The 22512-nt window shown below is 36.3% G+C and carries 21 protein-coding genes, 4 pseudogenes and 1 riboswitch; of the genes and pseudogenes, 18 read left to right on the forward strand and 7 right to left on the reverse strand.

All coding sequences use genetic code 11. The features are described from left to right. Positions 1 to 34 precede the first annotated feature (34 nt). From H1D32_RS08860 to H1D32_RS25365, 3 genes are all read left to right on the forward strand, one after another. Positions 35 to 472: a DUF6508 domain-containing protein gene (locus H1D32_RS08860; RefSeq protein WP_261177916.1), complete on the forward strand. Its 438-nt coding sequence runs from the start codon at positions 35 to 37 to the stop codon at positions 470 to 472. 297 nt (positions 473 to 769) lie between these two features. Further along, the gene (locus tag H1D32_RS08865) at positions 770 to 1093 is read left to right on the forward strand and encodes a hypothetical protein (protein WP_261177917.1); all 324 of its coding nucleotides are present in this window, start codon (positions 770 to 772) and stop codon (positions 1091 to 1093) included. Positions 1094 to 1320: 227 nt separating this feature from the next. Next, positions 1321 to 1371, forward strand: a complete 51-nt coding sequence (locus H1D32_RS25365) for an SEC-C metal-binding domain-containing protein (RefSeq protein WP_396126168.1) — start codon at positions 1321 to 1323, stop codon at positions 1369 to 1371. 362 nt (positions 1372 to 1733) lie between these two features. On the opposite strand, the gene H1D32_RS08870 is transcribed toward H1D32_RS25365, so the two are convergent. Further along, positions 1734 to 2192: a hypothetical protein gene (locus H1D32_RS08870; RefSeq protein ID WP_261177918.1), complete on the reverse strand. Its 459-nt coding sequence runs from the start codon at positions 2190 to 2192 to the stop codon at positions 1734 to 1736. A gap of 349 nt (positions 2193 to 2541) precedes the next feature. Here H1D32_RS08870 and H1D32_RS08875 point away from each other — a divergent pair, with 349 nt between their 5' ends. Then, positions 2542 to 3192, forward strand: a complete 651-nt coding sequence (locus tag H1D32_RS08875) for a M50 family metallopeptidase (protein ID WP_261177919.1) — start codon at positions 2542 to 2544, stop codon at positions 3190 to 3192. Between the two features lie 66 nt (positions 3193 to 3258). Here H1D32_RS08875 and H1D32_RS08880 read toward each other — a convergent pair whose 3' ends face one another. Continuing rightward, entirely contained in the window at positions 3259 to 3546 is a 288-nt protein-coding gene (locus tag H1D32_RS08880) for a hypothetical protein (RefSeq protein ID WP_261177920.1), read from the reverse strand. A 471-nt stretch (positions 3547 to 4017) separates the two neighbouring features. Here H1D32_RS08880 and H1D32_RS08885 point away from each other — a divergent pair, with 471 nt between their 5' ends. Further along, positions 4018 to 5133 carry a S8 family peptidase gene (locus H1D32_RS08885; RefSeq protein ID WP_261177921.1) on the forward strand — a complete coding sequence of 372 codons (1116 nt, stop codon included), beginning with the start codon at positions 4018 to 4020 and terminating at the stop codon, positions 5131 to 5133. Between the two features lie 56 nt (positions 5134 to 5189). Here the strand turns inward: H1D32_RS08885 and H1D32_RS08890 are convergent, their stop codons facing one another. The 3 genes from H1D32_RS08890 to H1D32_RS08900 all read right to left on the reverse strand — a co-directional run bounded on the left by H1D32_RS08890 (position 5190) and on the right by H1D32_RS08900 (position 7675). Further along, a complete protein-coding gene (locus H1D32_RS08890; RefSeq protein ID WP_261177922.1) occupies positions 5190 to 5330 on the reverse strand; it encodes a hypothetical protein in 141 nt (46 codons plus the stop codon). A 15-nt stretch (positions 5331 to 5345) separates the two neighbouring features. Further along, positions 5346 to 6611 carry a tetratricopeptide repeat protein gene (locus H1D32_RS08895; protein ID WP_261177923.1) on the reverse strand — a complete coding sequence of 422 codons (1266 nt, stop codon included), beginning with the start codon at positions 6609 to 6611 and terminating at the stop codon, positions 5346 to 5348. A gap of 419 nt (positions 6612 to 7030) precedes the next feature. Further along, on the reverse strand, positions 7031 to 7675 hold the full coding sequence (locus H1D32_RS08900) for a GNAT family N-acetyltransferase (RefSeq protein ID WP_261177924.1): 645 nt from the start codon (positions 7673 to 7675) through the stop codon (positions 7031 to 7033). Between the two features lie 250 nt (positions 7676 to 7925). On the opposite strand from H1D32_RS08900, the gene H1D32_RS08905 reads away from it, so the two are divergent. Beyond that, the gene (locus H1D32_RS08905) at positions 7926 to 8420 is read left to right on the forward strand and encodes a CBO0543 family protein (RefSeq protein WP_261177925.1); all 495 of its coding nucleotides are present in this window, start codon (positions 7926 to 7928) and stop codon (positions 8418 to 8420) included. A gap of 75 nt (positions 8421 to 8495) precedes the next feature. Here H1D32_RS08905 and H1D32_RS08910 read toward each other — a convergent pair whose 3' ends face one another. After that, on the reverse strand, positions 8496 to 9674 hold the full coding sequence (locus tag H1D32_RS08910; RefSeq protein WP_261177926.1) for a DUF4317 domain-containing protein: 1179 nt from the start codon (positions 9672 to 9674) through the stop codon (positions 8496 to 8498). A gap of 223 nt (positions 9675 to 9897) precedes the next feature. Between H1D32_RS08910 and H1D32_RS08915 the strand changes: the two genes are divergently transcribed. The 4 genes from H1D32_RS08915 to H1D32_RS08930 all read left to right on the forward strand — a co-directional run bounded on the left by H1D32_RS08915 (position 9898) and on the right by H1D32_RS08930 (position 13787). Next, positions 9898 to 12039, forward strand: a complete 2142-nt coding sequence (locus H1D32_RS08915; protein WP_261177927.1) for an SEC-C domain-containing protein — start codon at positions 9898 to 9900, stop codon at positions 12037 to 12039. A gap of 255 nt (positions 12040 to 12294) precedes the next feature. After that, a complete protein-coding gene (locus H1D32_RS08920) occupies positions 12295 to 12855 on the forward strand; it encodes a hypothetical protein (RefSeq protein WP_261177928.1) in 561 nt (186 codons plus the stop codon). Further along, on the forward strand, positions 12837 to 13514 hold the full coding sequence (locus tag H1D32_RS08925) for a YecA family protein (RefSeq protein ID WP_261177929.1): 678 nt from the start codon (positions 12837 to 12839) through the stop codon (positions 13512 to 13514). The genes H1D32_RS08920 and H1D32_RS08925 overlap by 19 nt, the downstream gene beginning before the upstream one ends. A gap of 21 nt (positions 13515 to 13535) precedes the next feature. Next, entirely contained in the window at positions 13536 to 13787 is a 252-nt protein-coding gene (locus tag H1D32_RS08930; protein WP_261177930.1) for a hypothetical protein, read from the forward strand. 208 nt (positions 13788 to 13995) lie between these two features. On the opposite strand, the pseudogene H1D32_RS08935 reads toward H1D32_RS08930, so the two are convergent. After that, positions 13996 to 14897 (reverse strand): annotated as a pseudogene (locus H1D32_RS08935) (Rpn family recombination-promoting nuclease/putative transposase). 342 nt (positions 14898 to 15239) lie between these two features. Between H1D32_RS08935 and H1D32_RS08940 the strand changes: the two are divergent. The 8 genes and pseudogenes from H1D32_RS08940 to H1D32_RS08970 all read left to right on the forward strand — a co-directional run bounded on the left by H1D32_RS08940 (position 15240) and on the right by H1D32_RS08970 (position 22311). Beyond that, positions 15240 to 15332 carry a YjcZ family sporulation protein gene (locus H1D32_RS08940; RefSeq protein ID WP_261177931.1) on the forward strand — a complete coding sequence of 31 codons (93 nt, stop codon included), beginning with the start codon at positions 15240 to 15242 and terminating at the stop codon, positions 15330 to 15332. Positions 15333 to 15675: 343 nt separating this feature from the next. Beyond that, positions 15676 to 15780, forward strand: a riboswitch (TPP riboswitch). Positions 15781 to 16004: 224 nt separating this feature from the next. Then, positions 16005 to 16607, forward strand: a complete 603-nt coding sequence (locus H1D32_RS08945; protein ID WP_261177933.1) for a Ykof family thiamine-binding protein — start codon at positions 16005 to 16007, stop codon at positions 16605 to 16607. A gap of 228 nt (positions 16608 to 16835) precedes the next feature. Beyond that, on the forward strand, positions 16836 to 17366 hold the full coding sequence (locus tag H1D32_RS08950; RefSeq protein WP_314733383.1) for an ECF transporter S component: 531 nt from the start codon (positions 16836 to 16838) through the stop codon (positions 17364 to 17366). A 54-nt stretch (positions 17367 to 17420) separates the two neighbouring features. Continuing rightward, positions 17421 to 17963: pseudogene (locus tag H1D32_RS25370) on the forward strand (ABC transporter ATP-binding protein); the annotation flags it as partial. A gap of 147 nt (positions 17964 to 18110) precedes the next feature. Further along, positions 18111 to 19153 (forward strand): annotated as a pseudogene (locus H1D32_RS25375) (energy-coupling factor ABC transporter ATP-binding protein). Beyond that, a complete protein-coding gene (locus tag H1D32_RS08960) occupies positions 19137 to 19916 on the forward strand; it encodes an energy-coupling factor transporter transmembrane component T family protein (protein ID WP_261177934.1) in 780 nt (259 codons plus the stop codon). Before H1D32_RS25375 ends, H1D32_RS08960 begins: the two are co-directional and overlap by 17 nt. Before the next feature lie 419 nt (positions 19917 to 20335). Next, positions 20336 to 21429 (forward strand): annotated as a pseudogene (locus tag H1D32_RS08965) (prolyl oligopeptidase family protein); the annotation flags it as partial. A gap of 141 nt (positions 21430 to 21570) precedes the next feature. Next, complete coding sequence (locus H1D32_RS08970) at positions 21571 to 22311, forward strand: prolyl oligopeptidase family serine peptidase (RefSeq protein WP_261177961.1); 741 nt, start codon at positions 21571 to 21573, stop codon at positions 22309 to 22311. Positions 22312 to 22512: the final 201 nt, after the last annotated feature.

The raw sequence follows: 22512 nt of genomic DNA on the forward strand, positions 1-22512 counted from the left end.
AAGCATTCCAAAAGAATGGCTTAATGCAATTCCTATGAAACACTATATTGAAAATTTATGCCATACACTGCATGCCTCATTTTACAGGGCAGAGATTGAAAAACTCAGTAAGTTCCTCCCTTATTTCGAGACAGCAACGATGGAAAGTGTTTGCAAATGGACACCTGCTGAAAAGACAGGGGAAAAACAAGTTATCACACCTTACCCAACCTACGATAAGTCATTGCTTGGATTTATCGACGAGATATATAGCTCAAACTTCATGTATACCGACTATATGTCTACAATTCAGGACCTTGATGGAGACCTGAATATCGCGATTGAGACTGCTGATTTGGATCTTCTAAGAGCAATTCTCACCTATTACGTCAGAGCCGAACGGTTTAGTGATGGAGCCTGGGCAATGGCAGTTGAGGAGAAAGTTTTTTTGAAAATACTCAGAAGACTAAAGGAGATCAATAAAGTAGAATAAAGAAATAAGTGGGAATAAAGATAAGGGCACGATCAACTGTGCCCCCGAAAAATCTTGTTTCACATAGCAGTTGATAGGCCAGAGCTTGAGAAACAAGAAACATCGGGGAGTCAAAGTGTAGTAAGTTTACATATTTATAAGAACGAACGTTCCTTTTAAAGTTAAACTTTGCAATAATAATAGTAGAATCCAGGTGTGTTTTTGGGAGATGTTAGCGACTAACTGTAGTTAAATAATTTGTTTGAAAGTTGTCCGTTGTAGCTTATGTTCGTGGTATAATCTAAGAAATAAGTTGGGGTGAACAAGTTGGAACAATTATTAAAACAATTCATGGAAAAAATAGACCATCGCTTTGATAAATTAGAAGTTGATCTTCAGGAGTTACGAGTAGACGTTACTGAATTAAAAGAAGGCCAACAAAAATTAGAGGCCGGCCAAACTAAATTGCAAACTGATGTAACCGAGCTAAAAGAAGGGCAACTACTCCTTCAACAGAATATCATTGATGGTCTTGGAGCTTATATAGAAAAGATTTCGGAACATACTGATAATAAAACAGATGCCTTAAATAAACGAGTTTATCGTCTGGAAGTAGAAGTTGAGAGGATAAGTAGGCAATAAAAGCATCAAGTGCCTGTCATTCGTTAAAAAACCTTCTTTCACAGAACTCTTAAAAAATAATCTTTGGAAGAGCTAATTGATAACTAGCTCTTCTATTTTTGTTTAATCGTGCTTCACAGTGACCCAAAAAATCTTGTTTCAGTAAACTTCGGGGAGTCAGTGAAGTGAAATCTACAATCTAATGTTGTTGAAATGACAAGCTATCAAAAATCAGGTCGAAATGAATCTTGTGCCATGGTGGAAGTGGAAAGAACTATAAAAGGTGTTGTGGAAGATGAATTATGTGTGCTTGTTACTGTGGATTGAGCCTTTAAATTATTTAAGGAGATTTTCAACAAATCAACTTTATCTAACAGAAAGGTGTTTTTTCATGCATTTTTTTGTGTCAATGACAGTACTTGAATGACATCAGCAACTACTGCTGGTTAACTAATTGAACTTTTATTAGTGCGAAAGTTGAGACCATGTCCATTCTGTAAAGATTATTCATGGGCAATCAAAAAGTTTAGGTATAGGAATAGAAGAAGGTAAAACTAGCAGAGGGTATTTGCTAGTTTTGCCTTCTTTTGTCCAAAACTTCCGATTGCACCATGATAGAACGTTCCCCACCCAGGCATGTGCTCAAAGTTAACAATCAGGTCTATCTAATTGACTGTGAATTTCCGTAAAGTAAATCAGATAAAATAAAAAGTGCTGCAGTAGGGACGGTGCTCGTGTATTGGGGAGGGCCAGTGCGAATAGTATCTGTTAATGCAACCCAAGTTCCAAATTCGCCCGCTTGTAGAGATGGGGGCTTCATTAAAAAGTTCCCGGTTAGTATGAAACGACGAAGACTTAAGACTGTCTCATCAAATATTGATAACTGACCAGAAAATGTCGCGTAAGGTGAGTCGAAGATTAATTGATTAGTAGACTCATTCCAAGTGCCGGTTATTGGCAGTGGGACACCCCGAAAGTTAACGGTTCCTGTTAATGTGCCATTCGTAATAGAGTCGATGGTTAGGAAACCTCTTACCAATGGTCTTCCTGCAATATCGCCAAGAATTCCCCACCGTGTAGGAAACGGTAAACTTGCCGTCGTTTGTTGAAAGGTTTGCACGTTAATCTCTCCTTTAATTCTATTGAAAACCGCAAAGCTTTTGATAGGTAATTGTTCCCCCCATCAGAGGCTAATGAAAGTATAAAAAAGTATATGCGCATTACACTTCATTCGAGACAGTACCACAGTTTTTTAGGTGCCTGGCACCCTTCGTGGACAAAAACTGGGAAAGTCCACGTATAGTGGACAAAAAGGAGAAACCAGTGGTTTAAATTAGCTTCTGTTGGGTTGTTTCTATCCATAGATTTACAGTGGGTAACCTCTTGGGGAACCAATGGGCTGGCTGCTTGTTTATTAGTATTAAAAAGTGGTAAAAAAGGAGAGAGAACATTTATTTGAGGGTGATAAAGTGCTTAACGATTGGTTGATTTATTTTCTTTTAACATTCTTCATTTTGCAGATCCCAAGAGTGAATTTGTACTTTGCTGCGTTAAATACGATGTTTCATGAAATGGGGCATGCGATCGTTTGCTTATTGTTTAAGGGACGAGTCGTGAAAATATCATTATTCCCCAATACAGAAGGTCAAATTATCACAGCTTCAGGAAGTTGGATTAGCAGAGTCTTCATTTCCTATGCAGGTTATACATTCCCACCACTAGTTGCCTACGGGTGCTTTTATCTAATTGGTGAAGGATTACATCTCAACTTGTTATATGGATTTATCGGAGTTTCTGTTATTAATCTAGTACTTTGGGTCAGGAACCTTTACGGTCTATTTTGGTTAACAACGTTTATCGGCTTGTGTTTGGTATTTGTGTACATAGGAGATAGTGGTGCAATTGAGATTTTTGTTCATTTTTTAGCGGCGTTACTACTAGTCGAGGCAGTACGATCGGCCTTTATTATTTGTTTGTTAAGCATGCGGGATCGAAGGCAAGCAGGGGATGCGACAAGTTTAGCAAAGAGCACATTTATTCCTGCATTTTTCTGGGGGGCGTTATTTTTTGTGCAATCAATTATCGTTGCTTTTTGGATTTTCAGTGCGTTTATTGCTTAAGTTTAAATTAAATTATCAGGGGCAAAAAACAAACTGGTGATTTTGCAAGTAATTCTTATCTAATATTTATAATGAAGGTAACCGTATCAGCAATAGGATAACTATAGGAAAATCTGCGTTTGAAATAAAAACAGATTGAATTGACTGTAAAAATTCAGTTCCTTGTAAACTATTTGTGAAAATGGCTAAAGATAAAAATAGAGCGATAAAACTTTGCATCGAATTTGTTTTTACTTTCCATGTCGTCCAACGGATAATCAAAAAGCTTCGACAACGATCATCTATTGCCCAATTAGCCGAAAATGGTTGCTTCCTTGGTTTGGAAAAATAAGGAAGTGGTAGAACCGTCCCCACGCTTTACATCAGAGGGATTACCTTAATGGTAACTGAATTAAATACCATTATAAAAAGCCTCTTAAGTGGGGAGGGGGAGACTCTACCCAAAAACGATAGTAAGTAATGTAATAGCACTTTTTTCAATTAATAAAAGAAAGTTATAAGAAAAACAAAAGGAAAATCGAAGAATGAATTCCTATAACCGGGGACCTCGACTTTTTCTTCTTGGGCAATCAAAAATTTTGCATGGAAGCGAAGGCACAACTAGTTTTATATCACTAGTTGTGCCTTTTCTCATGCAAAACTTCCGGTTGACCCCTGTTAGAACCGTCCCCACGCTTCCTCCACATTGAAAAACCTCACCCATCTTCACTCTCTTACAGCTCTGAATCTATTTAGTTTTCTCAATAATATAAACTTTCAGAATATGTTACGCTAATTATAGGTCCAGCGGGAGTTGGATCTATAAATATAAAGGGAGGCATTAACATGAAATCAAAACTGTTTGGAGCGTTACTGAGTTTTATCCTTATATTTACGATGGTGTTTTCTGCATCGGTAAGTGCTAATGGAAGTGGTAACGGTAAGGGGAATGGTGTTGAGAAACAGGATTACTTAATTGGTTTCCAAGGAACTGTAGATGCTAGTATTGTCATAGCTGCCGGTGGAGAAGTGCATCATGAATACGATTATATGCCAGTATTACATGTTACTCTCCCTAAAAAAGCTGCAGAGGCGTTAGCAAAGAACCCGAATATTAAATATATTGAAGAGGATGTTGAGTATACATCTGCATCTCAAACAACTCCTTGGGGCGTATCACACATTAGAGCAAATACTGTACACTCTTGGGGTAATTACGGATCAGGTGTGAAAGTGGCTGTCTTAGATACTGGGATTGCTACTCATACAGATTTAAAAATTGCAGGCGGAGTAAGTTTTATCAGTACTGAATCTAGCTATCAAGATTTCAATGGTCATGGTACACACGTTGCTGGTACGGTTGCAGCTTTAAACAATAGCTATGGAGTAATTGGTGTAGCACCATCAGTTAACCTATATGCTGTTAAAGTTTTAGATAGAAACGGTAGCGGTTCTTTAAGTGGTATCGCAAGAGGGATAGAGTGGGCGGTAACTAATAAAATGGATGTCGTTAACATGAGTCTTGGTGGATCTTCAGGTTCTTCTACGTTACAGCAGGCTTGTGACAATGCCTATAACAAAGGTGTTCTGTTAGTTGCAGCGGCTGGTAATACAGGAGCAAATGGAATTCAATATCCTGCAAGATATAGTTCAGTTATCGCTGTTGGGGCTGTTAATTCAAACAATGTAAGAGCTTCATTTTCAACATATGGAAGTCAATTAGAGCTTATGGCCCCAGGCGTAAATGTTCAAAGTACTTACCTTAATGGTGGATACAGTAGCTTAAACGGTACATCAATGGCTGCTCCACACGTTGCAGCGGTAGCAGCATTAGTAAAGAGTGAATACCCTTGGGCTTCAAATGCACAGATTAGACAAAGATTAAGAGATACATCAATTAATATAGGAAGCGCAACTTATTATGGTTATGGGTTAGTCGATGCCTTAGGTGCAGCCTGGTAAAATATAGAAAACAAAACCCCTTACAGTTTCTATTTGTAAGGGGTTTTATGTATCGTTTAATCAAATTTCGGATGTTCTTCATTTGTTCCTGGATCAGAGTCGAATTTCGGATGCTCTTCAGCCAATGCACTACTTTGTAAGAAAAACACCCCACTAATTAAACACGTCATGAATACGCCAATAATGATTTTTTTCATTTACCTACATCTCCTTTACTGTTTATTTTTTACATTGAGTGCTAGCTTGTAGTACTTAGAGCTAGCTTTGTATTTAAACTCTTGAGAGTATAAATCCCCTAATAATTCATAGCAAGTGTAAAGATTTTTAAAGTCATTCTTTTCTTTGTAAAAAGGAACGGCTTCTTCTAGTAGATAATGTTTGTGTTCATCACTGTTGCCTGAAATTGAGTAAGCTAATAATTTTAATTTAATTGAATAGGTTGAAGGTGAGGTAATCAACGATAGGCTCTTGTTAATCCAATCGTTAGCTTGATCAAACTGCTTTACCTTAATTAATTCATTCGCTAAAAAATACACTGTGTTAAGGTATACTGGAGTCATTTCCTTTTTCAATTCAAGGCTCTTAAGGAAATAATCGATCGCTAGCTTGCTAGCTTTTTTTTCTGAGTATAAAAAGCCAATATTATGATAAACCATGGCAATTAAATCTTCTTTGTTAAACTGATGAACAACCTTTAGGACATTATTGTAGTGTTCCAATGCTCTGTCATATTGTTTAATTCTTGTGTAGTTAATTCCAATAATAATATGGCAATCTATGACTCTTAAATAATTTAACTTTTTTTCAAAAACGTCTAATACATCGAGCGCATATTGAAGGGCAAGAGTCGTATTATGAACATTACTATATGCTAACGCAGTATGGTACAACAAAAAAGGATCTTCAGTTGGATAATTATTTTGAACTGATAACGCCTTTTGAAACGAGCGTATTCCCTCTAAAAACTTTTGATCTAAGCAATGAAAGATCCCATCAAAGTAATGAAAGTAAAACAATTGAGTGCTCGTCAGTGTTTTTAACAACAGTAAAATTTCATTACGATTTTCCGTAGCATTTCCTCTGTCCTCTTTACTTAAAAAATAGCGATAGGATATAAGTAGATAATAAACGTAAAGGCTAGGGTCATCATTTTTTTCAATAATCTCGTTTAACTGAGTCCAATGCTGATCGACTAAGTAATGATTTTTTTCATTAATACAAGCATAAATAGAACTTATGAGCTCTTTAATTTCCTTTTGGTGTTCTTTTAGTGAACACATAGAAATCCCAAGTCGTTCCAACAATAGCTGGACCGTTTCCGCGTTCGGCTGTTCAAGTTTGCCATTTTCAAGCTTACTTAAATAGGTAATGGAACATAGGCCTCTGGCCAATTCCTCTTGTGTGATACTTTGTTTCATTCTATTCATAGCGATAATCTTACCGTATTCTAGTGTGGGTTTTAGTTCTATTCTCATCATATTAAACTACAACTCCTTTTTATATTGAAAAATTCCCCAATTTATTTGTGCATAACAACAGAAAATTTGTGTGATTTTTTCAATAGAAAAACAAATTTCTAGTTTTATTTAGTATTCATATCGTTTCAGGGTAAACTTCCTAGCAAAACTGAGGTAACGCATGCCAGGAATCATCATAAGTACTGAAATTCTACTTCTAGATTACATGCAAAAATATAAATATATTATGGCGTTATAAGTATTTATACTTTTCTGATAATTAATTATATGTGAAAACTCGCTAGGGGTAAAGGTGGAAGCACCGGGACGGTTCTCTTGCTTCCTTCGTTTCGCGAAACGAAGGAAGCAGCAGAACCGTCCCCGCGCTTCCCAAAAAAACAACAAGTAGCTGATGTTTAGCTTCTTGTTGTTTTGGTAAATTATTTAGTTATTAATTTTTCGTAGTATTTCTTACCGTTTTCTTCTTTTTCCTCAAAGCCCATTTTCTTTAAGTAATCTATATGGTCAGCGTTTGACGAATAGCTAATTAACCTATTATAGCCTTTATCTAAGAAGTGATCTTTGCTTTCTTCGTAAACAAAGCTTCCAATTTTAAAATCTCTATATTCTGGGATAACAAAATCAAGCTCTACCTTTAAAGTATTTTCATCATACTTAGAACCTATAAACACACCAGCTGGCACCATATTCCGTAAAATATAAAAGCTAACTTCATATGTGTTTGTTTTCAGCTTAGATGGGTCTGTATACTTTTTCAGTCCTTCTTTATAGAAATTTAGGAAATGATTAAAATACTCAGAATCCCTTTCTATTGAGAGTAGCTTAAAGTATTCTTTCTTAGCAGTAGCACTATATATTTTCACAAGATAGTATATGTTAATGAGTGCGATACCTAAGTTCATTAACCCAACTGGCAAAGCACCTATTAAAAATCCATAAAGTGAAAACAAGCTAGACCCTACTAAATTGATCCATCTTAGCTTAATAATTGAACTCATTAATAAAGAAATAAGGACAATAAGGGAAGCTAAATACCCTAACCATTCTAACCAATTATAATCCATTCTTCTTAAAACCCCTTTCAATAAAACACGAAAATAATTATAACACAATATGAACAGGGATAATCTGTAATAGTTTGTCAAAAACGTTAGATGTTAATACATTTCTACCAGAGTTTTATTTGAGGGAAGCGCGGTTCTCGTGCTTCCTTCGTTTCGCGAAACGAAGGAAGCAGCAGAACCGTCCCCACGCTTTCTGTATAAATGGCCTGCTAGTGGATACTTTAAAGGAGAGAAGGGGGGATTTTTGGTCATGTCGAAAGATAAAGGTATTTTACTTATTTGTTGGATTGTAGCCATAGGACTTCTTTTTAGCCTTATACCGAGGCAAAAGCTCAGAAATGCAGTTTTAGCATTTCTTTATAAACAAGTCATTACCTGGCTATTCGGTTTATTTGTAGTAGAAAAAGGCTTAATTAAATATCCAGTTCGTGAATTTAGAAAAGCATACAAAGGAAGTTTCTCATTTGAATACTTTCTTTATCCTACCCTTTGCGCTATTTATAATTTGTACTATCCAGAACATCGCAGTAAACTGATAAAATTTCTATATTTAAACCTCCACGCAGGGGTCATTACTTTAACCGAATTTTTTATTGAAAGATATACTAATCTCATTAAATATGTTAAATGGAAGTGGTATTGGAGTTATCTTACAATGGGGATTAGTTATTACTCATCAAGGCTGTTCTACCGTTGGTTTTTTCGAGATGAGTTATGTGAAAAAAACGGTGAGACAAACCTGTAATGGAAGCACGGGGACGGTTCTCGTGCTTCCTTCGTTTCGGGAAACGAAGGAAGCAGCAGAACCGTCCCCACGCTTTTACTTTCCTTTTTCACCAAAAACTTCAGGAATCATTTTGAACCCATCGATTATGGTATCTTCTACTACTTCGATCATCAGGTAACGTTTACCCTCAAAGTGAATTTGTCGAATGTATCTTAAATCTTGGGGACTAATTGAGACATTTGCGACCTTCGTTTCGATTTTTATTGATTTAGAAGTATACTTTGGAACGATATTGCTTGCCTTAATTTCATATTTCTCGTCATCGATCACTTTCTGAAAGGCGGATTCAATTTGTTCCGTTTGAATATCTTCAATTCCGCTTTGTTTTAACACACGTTCAACGTCTTTTACGTCTAATTTAGGAGCTTCATCCTCTTCATTTTCTTCAATAACACGATTAATTTCTTCATAAACATTGGAAAGTGTCGCGGTATTAAGCTGATCTCCTGTCACTTCTTTTACGATTTCTTCAAAAATAAATTTGTCATCCTTTGCGGTCATCGTTTCTTCGCCATTTAAGACTTCCTCGATGAACTGGTGGTCGAGCTCATTTGCTTTACCGGCCGAATACAGGATATGGTTCACATCTGCTGAATTATCGGTAAAACAAGGAAAGAGAAATCCTCCAATTGGAGCGTTTAAGTTGATGATAGGGTCAACAACAATATTATACTTAAATTCTTTGATCACATAGTCAAATAGCAATTCTTTCTTTGGTTCTTGTGTGCTATTGATACTACACAAGATAAAGGGATGAGTATAAACAGAATTGCGATCACTTTCCTCCGTCTGTTCATTATTCCGTTTTGTTGGTTTGAAATAGTTTCCACGAATAAAGGTGATGACGATATCCATTTCGTATTGCCTGCTATTCAGCATTTTTTCGACGATTCGCAGCATTTGTTCCTTCCAGTCTTCCACTTCACCGCTCAATAATCCTTGGTGTAAAATAAGTTGGCTGTTATTTTCCACGTTTTTTTGAAACTTTAATTCAAATATCTTCTCATCCAATTGTCCACCAAGAATTTTTTTGAAGTTATTAAAAAATAATTCTTGTTGCTCCGCCTCTAGCATTTCAAAAGGTTGGCTTTGATGATGATAGATTTCAGAGGATTCCTTTAAAATATAAACTGTAAAAATATCACTGATCTTTAGTAAGTCGTTATTTACTTTAAATTGTTTACGAATATGGGCAATGTCTTTTTTATTCATCTAAATTACCACTCCAGCACTGTTTTAGTTTGCCAATTTAAAAAGTTAAGTGCTAGGCACTAACTTTACCAACTATAGCATTTTATTATTTTAACATATAGGATTCAAATTAAGAATTCATTGTGCTAAACCATTTAAACACTTGCCGATTTCCCCTTGGTAATTTTTGCGGATAAGTATAAAATAAGATTTAGTAATTGAGTATAAAGGGGTAGGGAAAGAAATGAACAGCAATCGTAATGCCCAATGTTCGTGTGGAAGTGGGATAAAGTATAAAAAGTGTTGCCTAAACAAACAAAATGTCATTCAATTAGGCGAAGTAAAAGAGGAAAGGTTTTTTCAACAGAAACAAAGTTTAGTTGAAAAACTAGATCAATTTATTCGTTCGAAACTCTCAACTCAAGATTTAATGCAACTTGAGTTCCAATTTAACGATAGGTCTAGACGGAAAGTAGACAAAGAACTAAGAACTCCATTTTCAAGATTTTGGCTATATTTTTTTCAAAAATACGAGAATAGTCTACGTGGTGTAGAGTGGTTTTATAAGGAGAATGTTGCTAGTTTAACTGTAGCTGAAAAAGCGATGATTGAAACGTGGATGCAGCTTAAACCAAAATTAGTTCAAGCTGTAGAGATTTCTAAAGAATATGTCATTTTTAAAGACCTATTCACAAAGGAAACATTTTCAGTTTGTAATAAAAAAGAAGTTGTCGCAGACCCTATCCCATGGTACGGGACATTGGGGCTATTAGAGATGTTTGATCATAACTATTATTTTAATGGTGTAAGAGTGATGGTAGGTCCTCAACAGTTTGATCAAGCTGCAAAAAAGATTAGTAAATTAATTGAAGGTACTAATTTAAGTAGCGATGAAGTTATGATGACCTACTACCCCGAAATTTTAGCTGAATTATTAACAGATAGTAAATTAGAAGGTCCAAAGAAAGAAAAAACGATAAAAGAGTACAATATTCAGTATGAGGTTGTCGATAAACTTGCTGCAATTACGTTTCTAACACAACAATATGGAGATTACGAAGCAAACGGGGACGAGAAGCTATTTAGTTGGGTTGGTGACTGGAATGAGTACCGAGATAGTGAAATTGATCAACCTATCTATGTAGGGACTGGTTATGGAAGAGTTTCTCTTAAAGCAAATATATTAACATTCCATACGCTGAAGGAAGAGAAGCTTATTGAATTTAGGAAAACGATCGAAAATAAATTGGACGTTATCCTATTGAAAAAAGAAGAGAAAACGTTACAAATTCCATTTGAAGCAGAGTTTCACAATTCCGTTATCTCAATGGATAAAAACATTCCACAGTACTTTTCGGTCTATGTTCAAAATAGTTTATTACTTGATTTAGATGCTGCCATTCCAATGTTTAACGATCGCTCTATTCGGCAGTTAGTAGAAGAAGGCAATCAACGCAAAGCCGAAGTGTGGTTACAACAATCGGAATACAGTCTTTATAAAAGTATACTTTCGCAATTTGGTAAAGTAGAAATTACCGCTGATTTTAACACGGCTCGAAAGCAGTTAGGGTTACCATTATCCAGATTTGTTACAGGTGGGGCAGATCGAATAACTACAATTACAGAAGCTTCATCTTATAATAGGGGAGTTGTTCAAAAAGAAGACATCCCATTTTTAGAGCAATTGGGTTTTACACCAGACACGGTAAATAATTTCTATACAGAAGATATCATCGAGTTTTATAAAGACAAAACGGGCGGAAAAAGTGAGGCTACTGTTCGAAAATATACATTAAGTTTATATGATTTACGTGAAGTGCTCGAGCGTATATCGGCAAAAAGCTGGGCTGATTTCGATTACTCGATGTGGGAATATCTAATTTCTATCCGCTATATGGCTCTATTTGAACGTATGAGTAAAACTCAAATAAAAGATATTGCAAGTGTTTTAAAAGCTTTTGCGAAAGCTCTTGACGAAAAATATAAAATGAAAGCTAGTAAAGATGTCACAAAGATATTCCAGAACTGTGAAAAGCAACTTCTTGAATGTATTGAAATTAAAAACTCAATAATTTCGTATGAATTTAAAGAGCAGCTTTCAAAATATAATAAAATTGACAACTTTCATAAACTAAAAGATAACTATCGATCAGTTCAGCGGGTTTTTCAAATCAATAAAATAAATAATAATAGCGTGATCGTAACTGAACTTACTTCAAGTGGCAAACAATTTACCATTACTTTAATGGAAAGAGAATGCGAACGGATGGAAGAAGGTTTTATTTTCGATGCAGAAGTTGCATTAGTGAAGGGTAACCTCTGGCAAATCGTTGATCTCTACCAAGTATATCCACCAATCGGAAAAAGATATTTGGTTAGAAATTAAACTATAGTACCTGTCTTAATTTTTGGTGTCAGACACCCTTCGTGGACAAATTGTGCAATTTGTCCGTCTGGTATGTACGTTTTTCAATGAACCGCTACCTAAAAACTAAGGTTTTCCTCATTTCTTGTAATGCTATATAATTAGTGAAAAAAGGGAGTTAAAGGGATAAGGGGATTGATACCTTGTCCAAGCTTTTGAAACGATTAATGAAAAATAGGACAGAAAAGCAGTCCCTTTAAAAATAGAGGTGAGTTTATGGATAAAAAAACAATGAATACATTATTAGGTGCTTTGGAACGAATGAAGGAAGATAATATGAAAACACAAATGAAAATGGAAGAACTGGCTTGGAAACAGATTTCGCTTCCATGTACGTTAATTGAGGCACTTAGTAGTCTAACAAAGTACGAATTAGATTGCATCCGAAAAAATTACAACATTAAAGGCATTAGTTCACTAAAAAAGAACGAACTTGCAACTGAGCTAGCAAGACAGATACCTATGCTATACAAAAATATTATTTCTAATCTTGATAAAGAACGTTACGAACTTGTAAAGAAAATTGTGAAACAATCTGGCTATCTTAACAAATTCTCTCTCTCATTTTCAAAAATAAATTCCCTGAAGGATTATAGTATTTTGTTCCCGGGTAACTACCTAGGGGATAAAGTGTTATTTATGCCTTTGGATTTTATGAATGCTTTCTCAGAGATAGATAGTCCTAAGCTACAAAAGAGGTCCAACGTAATACAACCTGGATTAATCTTACTCAAGGACTACTCTATTTTTATGGATGTATGGACTCGTCTAGTCTAATAGAGAAGGTAGAAGGCCTAACAAAAGAAGAGTTTGACGTCTTACACTTTTTGGATGTCATTACATTTGCAAGTGACTATTACGAACAAGTCTCCTTAAACTATACTGGTTTGAAGGATCATCGCGTGTTTGATCAGAAGAAACTCATTGAAGAACATAAAATGAGAGCAAGTCTCGATTACTATTCGTTTACCAAAGCACAATTATTAGCCGCAGGGCAGCCTGACTACGTTGAAAAAAATCACGCGATGAAGGATTTATTAGATTTTCTAAAATATTACTATGAAATGAATAATGAAAACTTAGATGAAATTGCATGGCAATTAGTTACCATGATTAATAAAGATGCTCAACCTGCCATGGCTATTCAATATTTACAAAGCTGGATTGAGATCCCTTCTATGGATTTTTTACAGGAGCTAACAGGTAAGGTGATGAATGTATATAATAACACCCGTTTGTGGGTGTTAAAAGGACATACGCCCCATGAGGTTTCGCAAATCGGACAAAAACAATTACAACCTTTAGCTAAAGTAGCTTTTCCAATCGCTGCGAAAGCCGGAAAGGTTGTTCCTATGAGCAACTACACAAAAACAGGAAGAAATAATCCATGTCCATGCGGTAGTGGAAAAAAACATAAAAATTGCTGTTTGAAATAAAAAGACTAAGAGGACAAATTTATGGTACCAATTTCAATTGAAGAATTTGCAAAGAAGCACGTTAAAGCAAATAATAATACTGATAAAAAGAGTCTAAAAGAAAGCCTAATAGCAGCCGTGGAACGAAAAAAGGCAGGAGAACCTTGTATTTCTTGTGGACAACCCATCTGGGCAATTGGTTCAGCGCTAACTGGTTCCAATATGTGCTTTACCTGTACAACAGGTGAAACCGATCATTCAGAGGATTATGAAATAAAGGATGTTTGTTACTAATAGAAAACAAAACGGAACAATATTGTTTGTTCCCTGAGGGGGGACAAGGGGGCAGTATAGCTGTCGCTCTGTCCCTCTTCTTTGTGATTTTTCGATTTCTTATTTCGTATATCAAAGTACTGTAGGGGAAAATTGAAACACGGTTCTCTAGCTTCCTTAACACTTGGCGATAACCGATAAGGTAGACTAATCTTATAAAAGGTTTAATTTATTCAATTTGATCCTTTAATTTTTCAATTTCAGCCTCAGTTAGCCCAGTTAATTCAAGTATTTCTTTTCTAGGATAACCCTTAATCAGCATAAGTTTAGCAAAGTCAAGTTTAGCTTCGAACTTTCCTTCAATCTTTCCTTCAATCTTTCCTTCTATTTTTCCTACTGCTTTTCCTTTTTTCTCCCATGAAGTCATCAGTTCCATAATGTGGTTCACCTCATCATTTGGTATTTGCTTTAATTGTTCATTCAATTCGAGTTCTTCTATAGGACTTAATTTAAGATATTTTTCAAAGATACCAGCAACTAATTTTTGTTTCGCTGGGTCCAATTCTAATTTCAGCAACATTCGTAAAAATTCAAATTTAATTTTGACCTTTTCACTTTGATCGTAGCCCATTTTACCGAGTAATGCAAGGGCAACAGGGTTAGGTTGATTTATAAATTCTCTCCAAATTTTGCGCTTAAGGTGTACCGTAAAAAGTTAAATGAAAGCACTTCTTTAAATGGAAGTTGAATGTTAAAAGAGTTAATTTCCCCCTTCATTTCTTCATAGCTGTAAATAGCAATTGGTACAATTGGACAACGGAATTTTTCATAAAGACGGCTGAAGTAAAAAAACATGCGATCACTGAAATCTTCCTGAAAGGTTGCTTGTGTTTCAATATGGACAATAATAATTGTATTTTCACCCTTTAATTTTGTTTCAGCTAGAAGGTCAACTGCACCTTTGCGACCTTTTAAGATGTCGGTGTAAACTTCTTGTTGTAAAAAAGTGATGTGTTGATAATCTAGGTGTTCATATACGTCCGGGAAAAATGCTAGAATAAACTCCTCAAAAAAAGTGGTAATTAACTCTTTGAACCAACGGTCATGATCATTTCTTTCTTGAGTTTCCAATATCCTCACCTCTAATAGAACGTTTGTTCTAATTATAAAGTAAAAACAAACGTTCGTAAAGGGGGAAGCACGGGGACGGTTCTCTTGCTTCCTATGTTTAGCGAAACGAAGGAAGCAGCAGAACCGTCCCCGCGCTTCTTAAACTTTTATCGCTATAGTATTTTAATATAAAAAGCATGGGGACAGTTCTCATGTTTCTTTCGTTTAGTGAAACGAAGAAAGCAAGAAACCAGTTTTGAAAGTTTTTTGAACAATTAGGATAAATAACTATACAAAAAAAATAAAGCTACATAGTTTGTATATTGGGGTTACCCCACAATCTCTGAGAAGGTGGTGGCACTCATGAGCAAAGGCTATGCAGGTGCAGGATTTGCGTTAATCCTTGTATTGTTTATTTTATTAGTAATCATTGGTACAGCGTACGTTGGTTACTAAGCATTGGTAGAGAGTCAACACTCGTGTGTTGGCTCTTTTCTCTGATTTCCATATATATACGGACAAACTATGCTATCCTTCAAGAAGAGGAAGGGGACAGGTCTATCCCTCTTCCAAATTCGAAAAGTCGATAGAAATTTTGTATAGGTTGATAGAACCAGAATGAGACCGCTATAATGTAGCGAGGTATTAATAAAATTAAAGCAGTTCACTTGAGAACAAGGAAGTTTTCTAAATTTATTTCGTTTAGCGAAACGAAGGAAGCAGCAGAACCGTCCCCACGCTTCTTCATTGTTTACAAAAACAAAATAAAGAGGTAAAATCAGAGAAACTATATATGTCTGTGACGCACTAGGGGTGCATTAGCTGAGAGGCAGGATGAAATACCTGTTAACCCTTAAAACTCGATCTAGGTAATACTAGCGTGAGGAAGTGCATGTGAATTTATTGGATTCCTATCTTTAAAAGACGGTAATTCCAATCGATGATTATTCACTGCATCTTCTTTCGGGAGATGCAGTTTTTTGTTTTGTAAAAGGAGAATTTGCTTTGGGATATCTTCTTCTAACAGTTAGCTGTCTCGTTCCATCGACTTGTTTTGCTCTTATTTTATGAGGGGTGTGTCACTACATATGTTGATAGATTAATCGATAAAAAGAGGAGGAATTTTTTATGCAAGGATTAAGCTGTGGAATAAGTAGAATTGTAGGGTGTCGTTTTTCTATATATCCAATGACTGATAATTTTGTCGAGGTTATTACAACAGCATTAAAGGAAGTGGACAGTTCTAAGGTTTGGTCGGAAACGGATGATGTAAGTACATGTATTCGTGGAAGAAGTGAGCATGTTTTTGATGTGGCAAAAGCAATTTTTGTTCATGCAGCGAAAACAGGGGTTCATGTAGTATTTAATGGAACATTCTCTATTGGTTGTCCTGGAGATACTGCAGGAGATACGTATATGTCTGAAGACGATGTACGCCTTAACGAGGAAAAGGCGAAAGAAGAATCGATAGAAGTGGCAACACAATTTGCTCTCTATCCGATGAATAATCCAGACTACATGCAAGTAATTATCGATCAATGTGCACATGCACAAGAAATTGGAACATTTACAAAAGGAGTACATTATGCCTCCAGGTTAGATGGGGATGTTCATGATGTGTTCTATACATTAGAGCAATCCTTTGTTAATGCAGCAAAAACACATGAGCGTAGCCATGTAACGATGACAGCAGTAATATCAGCGAACAGTCCATCGAAAAAAGATAAATAATCATAATAAAAGGCTGTTTTCGCTAAAGTATGTTGCTTTCGTAAAAATCCCAAAAGCCGGATTTTTACACATAATTACTAAAATTTCACTACTTATTTAGTAAACTAGTGCTCTTTTCTTACTCAATTTATAGGGTGATAATCTTATTTTGAGGGATTTTTTCAATTATTTGAGGTTAAATAGCAACAATGTTTTAGAAAAGAGCCTAATAAAAAGGAGTTTTTATAAATGGAAATGAAATGGAATTTACGTGAAATTGTTTTAATGTCTATTCTTGGAGTTGTTTTCGCTGTTATTTACTTATTGTTTTTCTTATTCGGAACTGCTCTTACGAATGTATTAGCACCATTCGGATTAGGCCCATTTGGTTATGAAGTTATTTTTGGAGTTTGGTTTATTGTTTCGATCATTACCGCATATATCATTCGAAAGCCAGGAGCTGCATTGATTTCTGAGACGATTGCCGGTGGAGTACAAGTGCTTCTTGGCTCACCAGCGGGACCTTTGTTAATTGTCGCAGCATTTCTTCAAGGACTAGGAGCAGAAGCAGCCTTTGCAGCAACAAAATATCGTAATTATTCTACGAAGGTACTTGTCGCTGCCGGAATCGGCGCTGCTGTGTTTAGTTTTGGATGGGGCTTTTACCGATCTGGATTTTTAGCATTAGCTATGCCATTACTAACTTCTATGTTTATTGTTCGTGTTATTAGTGGAGCGGTATTGGCTGGTTTACTAGGAAAATGGATTAGTGAAAGTTAGCTGATACAGGAGTACTTAGAAGTTATGCATTAGGAAAGGAATGGCAAACAAAACGTGAGCAGAAAGCATCATAGTCAAGCTCTCATAAAACTGGATGATTTTTCTTTTGGTTATGAAGCGAACAAGGCACCTTTACTAAAAAACCTCTCATTTACGATTGGTGATGATGAGGCGATTCTCTTAATTGGCCCAAGTGGATCAGGGAAGAGTACATTGGCATTATGTCTAAATAGTCTTTATCCTGATGTAATTGAAGGCTGGACTGAAGGCGAAATTCATTATAAGGGGACACCTTTGCATGAATTTGAAAAAGGAGCCATAAATCAAGAAATTAGTGTCGTGTTTCAAGATCCTGAAAGTCAGTTTTGTATGGTTACGGTAGAAGATGAGCTAGCTTTTACGTTAGAAAATATTAATACACCTCGAGAAGAAATGCAGAAAAAAATTGATGATATATTACAGCTCGTTGGCTTGATTGATGTAAAATATCGTCCGATCCATGAACTGTCTGGTGGTCAAAAACAGAAAGTCGCTCTTGCTTCTGTCCTTTTATTAGAACCGACATTATTAATTTTAGATGAGCCTACAGCTAATTTAGACCCTGCTTCAAGATTTGAATTTACCCAAATCTTGAAGCAGTTAAAAGAAGAGCGTAATTTTGCTTTACTGATAATTGAGCACCATTTGGATGATTGGCTTCCAATGGCAGACAGAGTGCTTGCGATTAACTCAGAAGGCGAGTTAATGGCAGAAGGGACACCTCAAGAAATTTTCTATAATAGAATAAGTCTATTAAAGAACGAGGGTATTCATATTCCGAAGGTTGTAGAAACCGTCATTAGTACATTAGCAACAGACAATGGATCGAGTGCCGTAAAAGACTTACCATTGTCAGAAAAAGATTTAGCAACCTGGCTTCAAAAGATAGGAAAGCCATCAATTTTTATCCAAGAAAAAAAATCTAATTTAGTTCTTGATCAAATTGGTGATAATTTTGACGAAGTTTTATCTCTTTGTAATGTCTCCTTCTCAAGGGGAAAACAGTCGATCCTCACCGATATCAGCCTATCGTTAGCTAGAGGAGAGCTAGTGGCAATTGTCGGCCAAAACGGTGCAGGGAAATCAACATTATTGCAATTAATCGCTGGAATATTAAAAACAAGTCAGGATCACGTTTTCTCCTAAATAAAAAGTATGAATCTTGGTCAGAGAGAGAAATGCGAAAGGAAATGGGATTTGTTTTTCAAAATCCTGAACACCAGTTTATTACTGATACAGTGTACGATGAAGTTGGATTCGGTATGGTGCTGAACAAAACTCCTGAGAATCTACTAAAAGAAAAGGTTAATCAATTACTAGAACGTTTTCATCTCGTAAACCATAAGTGGAGTAATCCTTTTTCTTTGAGTGGCGGGCAAAAACGCCGACTAAGCGTGGCCACGATGTTAGATGAGGTACCGAGTGTATTGCTGTTTGATGAACCGACTTTCGGACAGGATGCAGAAACAACTGAAGAGTTGATGGAAATGATTGAATCGCTACGGAAGAAAGGAACTGCTATCGTTTTTGTTACTCATGATATGGATCTTGTTGATAGTTTCTGTCAAAGAGTATATGTCGTCAATCAAGGTAAGTTATCCTTCCAAGGAACCCCCGAAGAGTTGTGGGAAAAGAAGGAGCTCTTAGTAGAATCCCATTTAAGGTTGCCTTATCGAGTTCGAATGGAAGAAAGATTGCCTAAAGAGAATAAAAGCGGAGTTGAATTCATTCATGATTACGTCTATTAACCCATCGATGAAGGCTTTTACAGTACTTATCCCAGCTATATTGTTAGCGGTGAGCTATGATCCAATTACGCCACTTGTTTATCTTGTTTTTACGATTTTAGTTACCTTCCTCTTTAGTAATGTTTCTATAAAACGATGGTCAAAGATGTTTTTTCCCTTTATTCTGATCGCGCTAAGCTTTTCCTGGATGACGATTTTATATCCGAGTGATACATTTTCAGGTGGAGAGGTGTTATTTTCTTTTTGGCGATTTGAAATTACTTCAACAAGTTTAATGGCGGGGATTTCTTTAGGCTTACGCTCGCTCTCATTTGTTGCCTTGTCGTTATTATTTGTTTTAACAACTGATTCTACGAAGTTTATGCTCAGTTTAATGCAGCAATGTAAGCTTCCTCCTAAATTTACGTACGGTATTTTAGCCGGGTACCGCTTCTTACCAACATTTCGTCATGAGTTTCAAATCTTAAAGCAAGCACACCGTATTCGAGGTGTTGGTAGAGCAAGGGGACTGAAGGGCCGTATTCAAGAATTTCAACGATTTTCTATTCCTTTATTTGCAAATGCGATTCGAAAAGCAGAAAGAGTAGCAATTGCGATGGAATCTAAAGGCTTTACAGGCTCTAAAGAACGGACTCACTATCATGAAATGAAAGTCACAAAACGAGATTGGCTATTTTTAAGTGTATTCTTTACGATGGTTTTTGTTAGTGCTTTTATTTCCTATCAACTCGGCATGTTAAATCTATTAGGTTATCAGTTTTAAAATCACGGGGACGGTTCTCTTGCTTCCTTAGTTTCGCGAAACGAAGGAAGTAAGAGGTTTAAACTGAAATGATAAAACTCAAATAATCTACCAAACTAACCTTCTTAGTGTTAACTAGGAAGGCTATTTTTATTTTGATGTCCTCTTGAAAGCATAGAGACAGTTCTCTTTTTTTCTTTGTTCCTTTAGCAAAGCAAAGGAAGCGGCAGAACCGTCCCCACGCTTCCTTTTCATGAAAAAAAAGGGTTTTTTGTTTCGTATATCGAAGTACTGTAGGAGAATGAAAAAATCGAAGCGCGGGTTCTCTTGCTTCCTTTGTTTAGTGAAACAAGGAAGCAGCAGAACCGTCCCCACGCTTCCTGTAGAGGTGATTAATAATGTTTAAGAAAGATAATATTGTAGAAGACTTTCACGGAACAATGGTTGCAGATCCATACCGTTGGTTAGAGGACCCAACTTCTAATGAGACTATCGAATGGGGCAAAGAAATTGGTAAACAATGTGAAGCTTATTTTTCCAAAAAGTCTTCGCGTGATAAGGATCGTGAAAGATTAACAAGCCTTTGGAATTATCCAAAATACTTTGTACCTAATAAAGTGGAAGATGCGCTATTTTATCAAAAGAATGATGGCCTTAAAAACCAAGCAACTTTATACCGAAAGTTGGGAGAGGTAGAAACGGTTGTGATTGACCCTAATACCCTAAGTGAAGATGGAACTGTCGCAATGACAAATTTTTCAATTAGTGGTAATGGGCAATATTTAGGTTATGCTACTTCAACTCACGGAAGTGACTGGCAAGAAATTAAGGTGAGAGAAATTGCGACTGGTGAAGAACTGGTTGATCATATTCAAAATGTTAAATTCACACCGATTTCGTGGGCACCTGACAATTCTGGCTTTTTTATAGCCGCTTTCCAACACCAGGTACAGTAGCTGCTGAAGATGAAAGTAACTACAACCAAGTTTATTTTCACAAACTTGGAACGGCTCAAGAGGATGACCAACTTATTCATGAACAGCCTGAAGACAAAGAGTTATCGTTTTCACCGTTTGTAACGGATGACGAACAATATGTTTGCTTACATGTTTGGTTTGGGACGGCGACAGAAAATCGTTTCTATGTGAAGGAACTGAACTCTCGTGATGCTTTTGTTCGTTTACTCGACGACCAAGATGCAGAGTATACGTATATTACAAACGAGGGTAGTGTCTTTTATTTTCAGACAGACCTTGATGCCCCACGTGGGAGAGTCATTGCGATTGACTTAGAAAATCCTCAAAGAGAAAACTGGAAAGAAGTTATTGCACAAAAGGATGATGTAATCGAAACAGTGAAACATGTGGACGAGCATTTTATTGTCGTCTATAAACAAGATGCCCATCATCAAATTCATATTTTTCAAGACAATGGCTCTTACAAAAAAGAACTTCAATTATCAATGATTGGATCGTTAACTGAAATCACAGGAAAGAAGACTGGTTCGGACGTATACTTTGGTATGACTTCGTTCTTAAGCCCAACGGTTGTTTATCACTATGATATCAAAACGGATGAGCTTGTGGTATTTTCAGAGACTGAATTAGAAGTTGATATTTCAAACTTTGAAACAAGCCAAGTGTTTTATCCTTCAAAAGATGGAACGATGGTGCCAATGTTTATTACTCATCAAAAAGGGTTACAGTTAAATGGTGAAAACCCTGTCCTCTTATATGGCTATGGTGGCTTTAATATTAGTCTTACCCCTTCCTTTAACCCAGCCATCCTCCGCTGGCTTGAAAAAGGTGGTATTTATGCAGTGGCAAATCTTCGTGGAGGGTCCGAGTATGGCGAAGAATGGCACAAAGCAGGGATGCTTGAGAATAAGCAAAATGTCTTTGATGATTTTATTGCTGCGGGTGAATGGTTAGTAGAAAAAAACTACACAAATACTAGTAAGCTAGCAATAATGGGAGGCTCTAATGGGGGCTTACTCGTTGCCGCTTGTATGGTTCAGCGACCAGATTTATTTGGTTCAGTCATTTGTCGAGTGCCGGTGATTGATATGCTTCGTTATCATAAATTTACAGTTGGCCGTTATTGGATTCCAGAGTATGGGAATGCCGAAAAAGCGGAAGACTTTCCATTTATGTATGCATACTCTCCGTTGCACAATATACAAGAAGGACAAAAGTACCCTCCATTACTGATAGCGACAGCGGAAAGTGATGACCGTGTTGTCCCAGCTCACGCTAAGAAATTCGCGGCTACACTACTAGAGAAAGCTGATAAAGAATCTCTCGTACTTCTTCGTTTAGAAGCGAAAGCGGGACATGGGCTTGGTAAGCCAACATCTAAGCTTATCGACGAATGGGTTGATTTTTACGCATTTTTAGAAAAAGAATTGAAACTGTAAAATTTATAAAAAAGATGAGACCTAACCTTGTTAGGTCTCTTTTTTCCGGTGTCAGACACCCTTCGTGGACAAATTATGCAATTAGTCCGTCTGGTATGTACGTTATTCAATGTAGCATGGGGACGGTTTGATATGCTCCCTTTGTTTAGAGAAACGAAGGGAGCACCAGAACCGTCCCCACGCTTCAAATTAGTAAAATAA

It is taken from the genome of Anaerobacillus sp. CMMVII (genome assembly GCF_025377685.1).
Taxonomy (GTDB): domain Bacteria; phylum Bacillota; class Bacilli; order Bacillales; family Anaerobacillaceae; genus Anaerobacillus.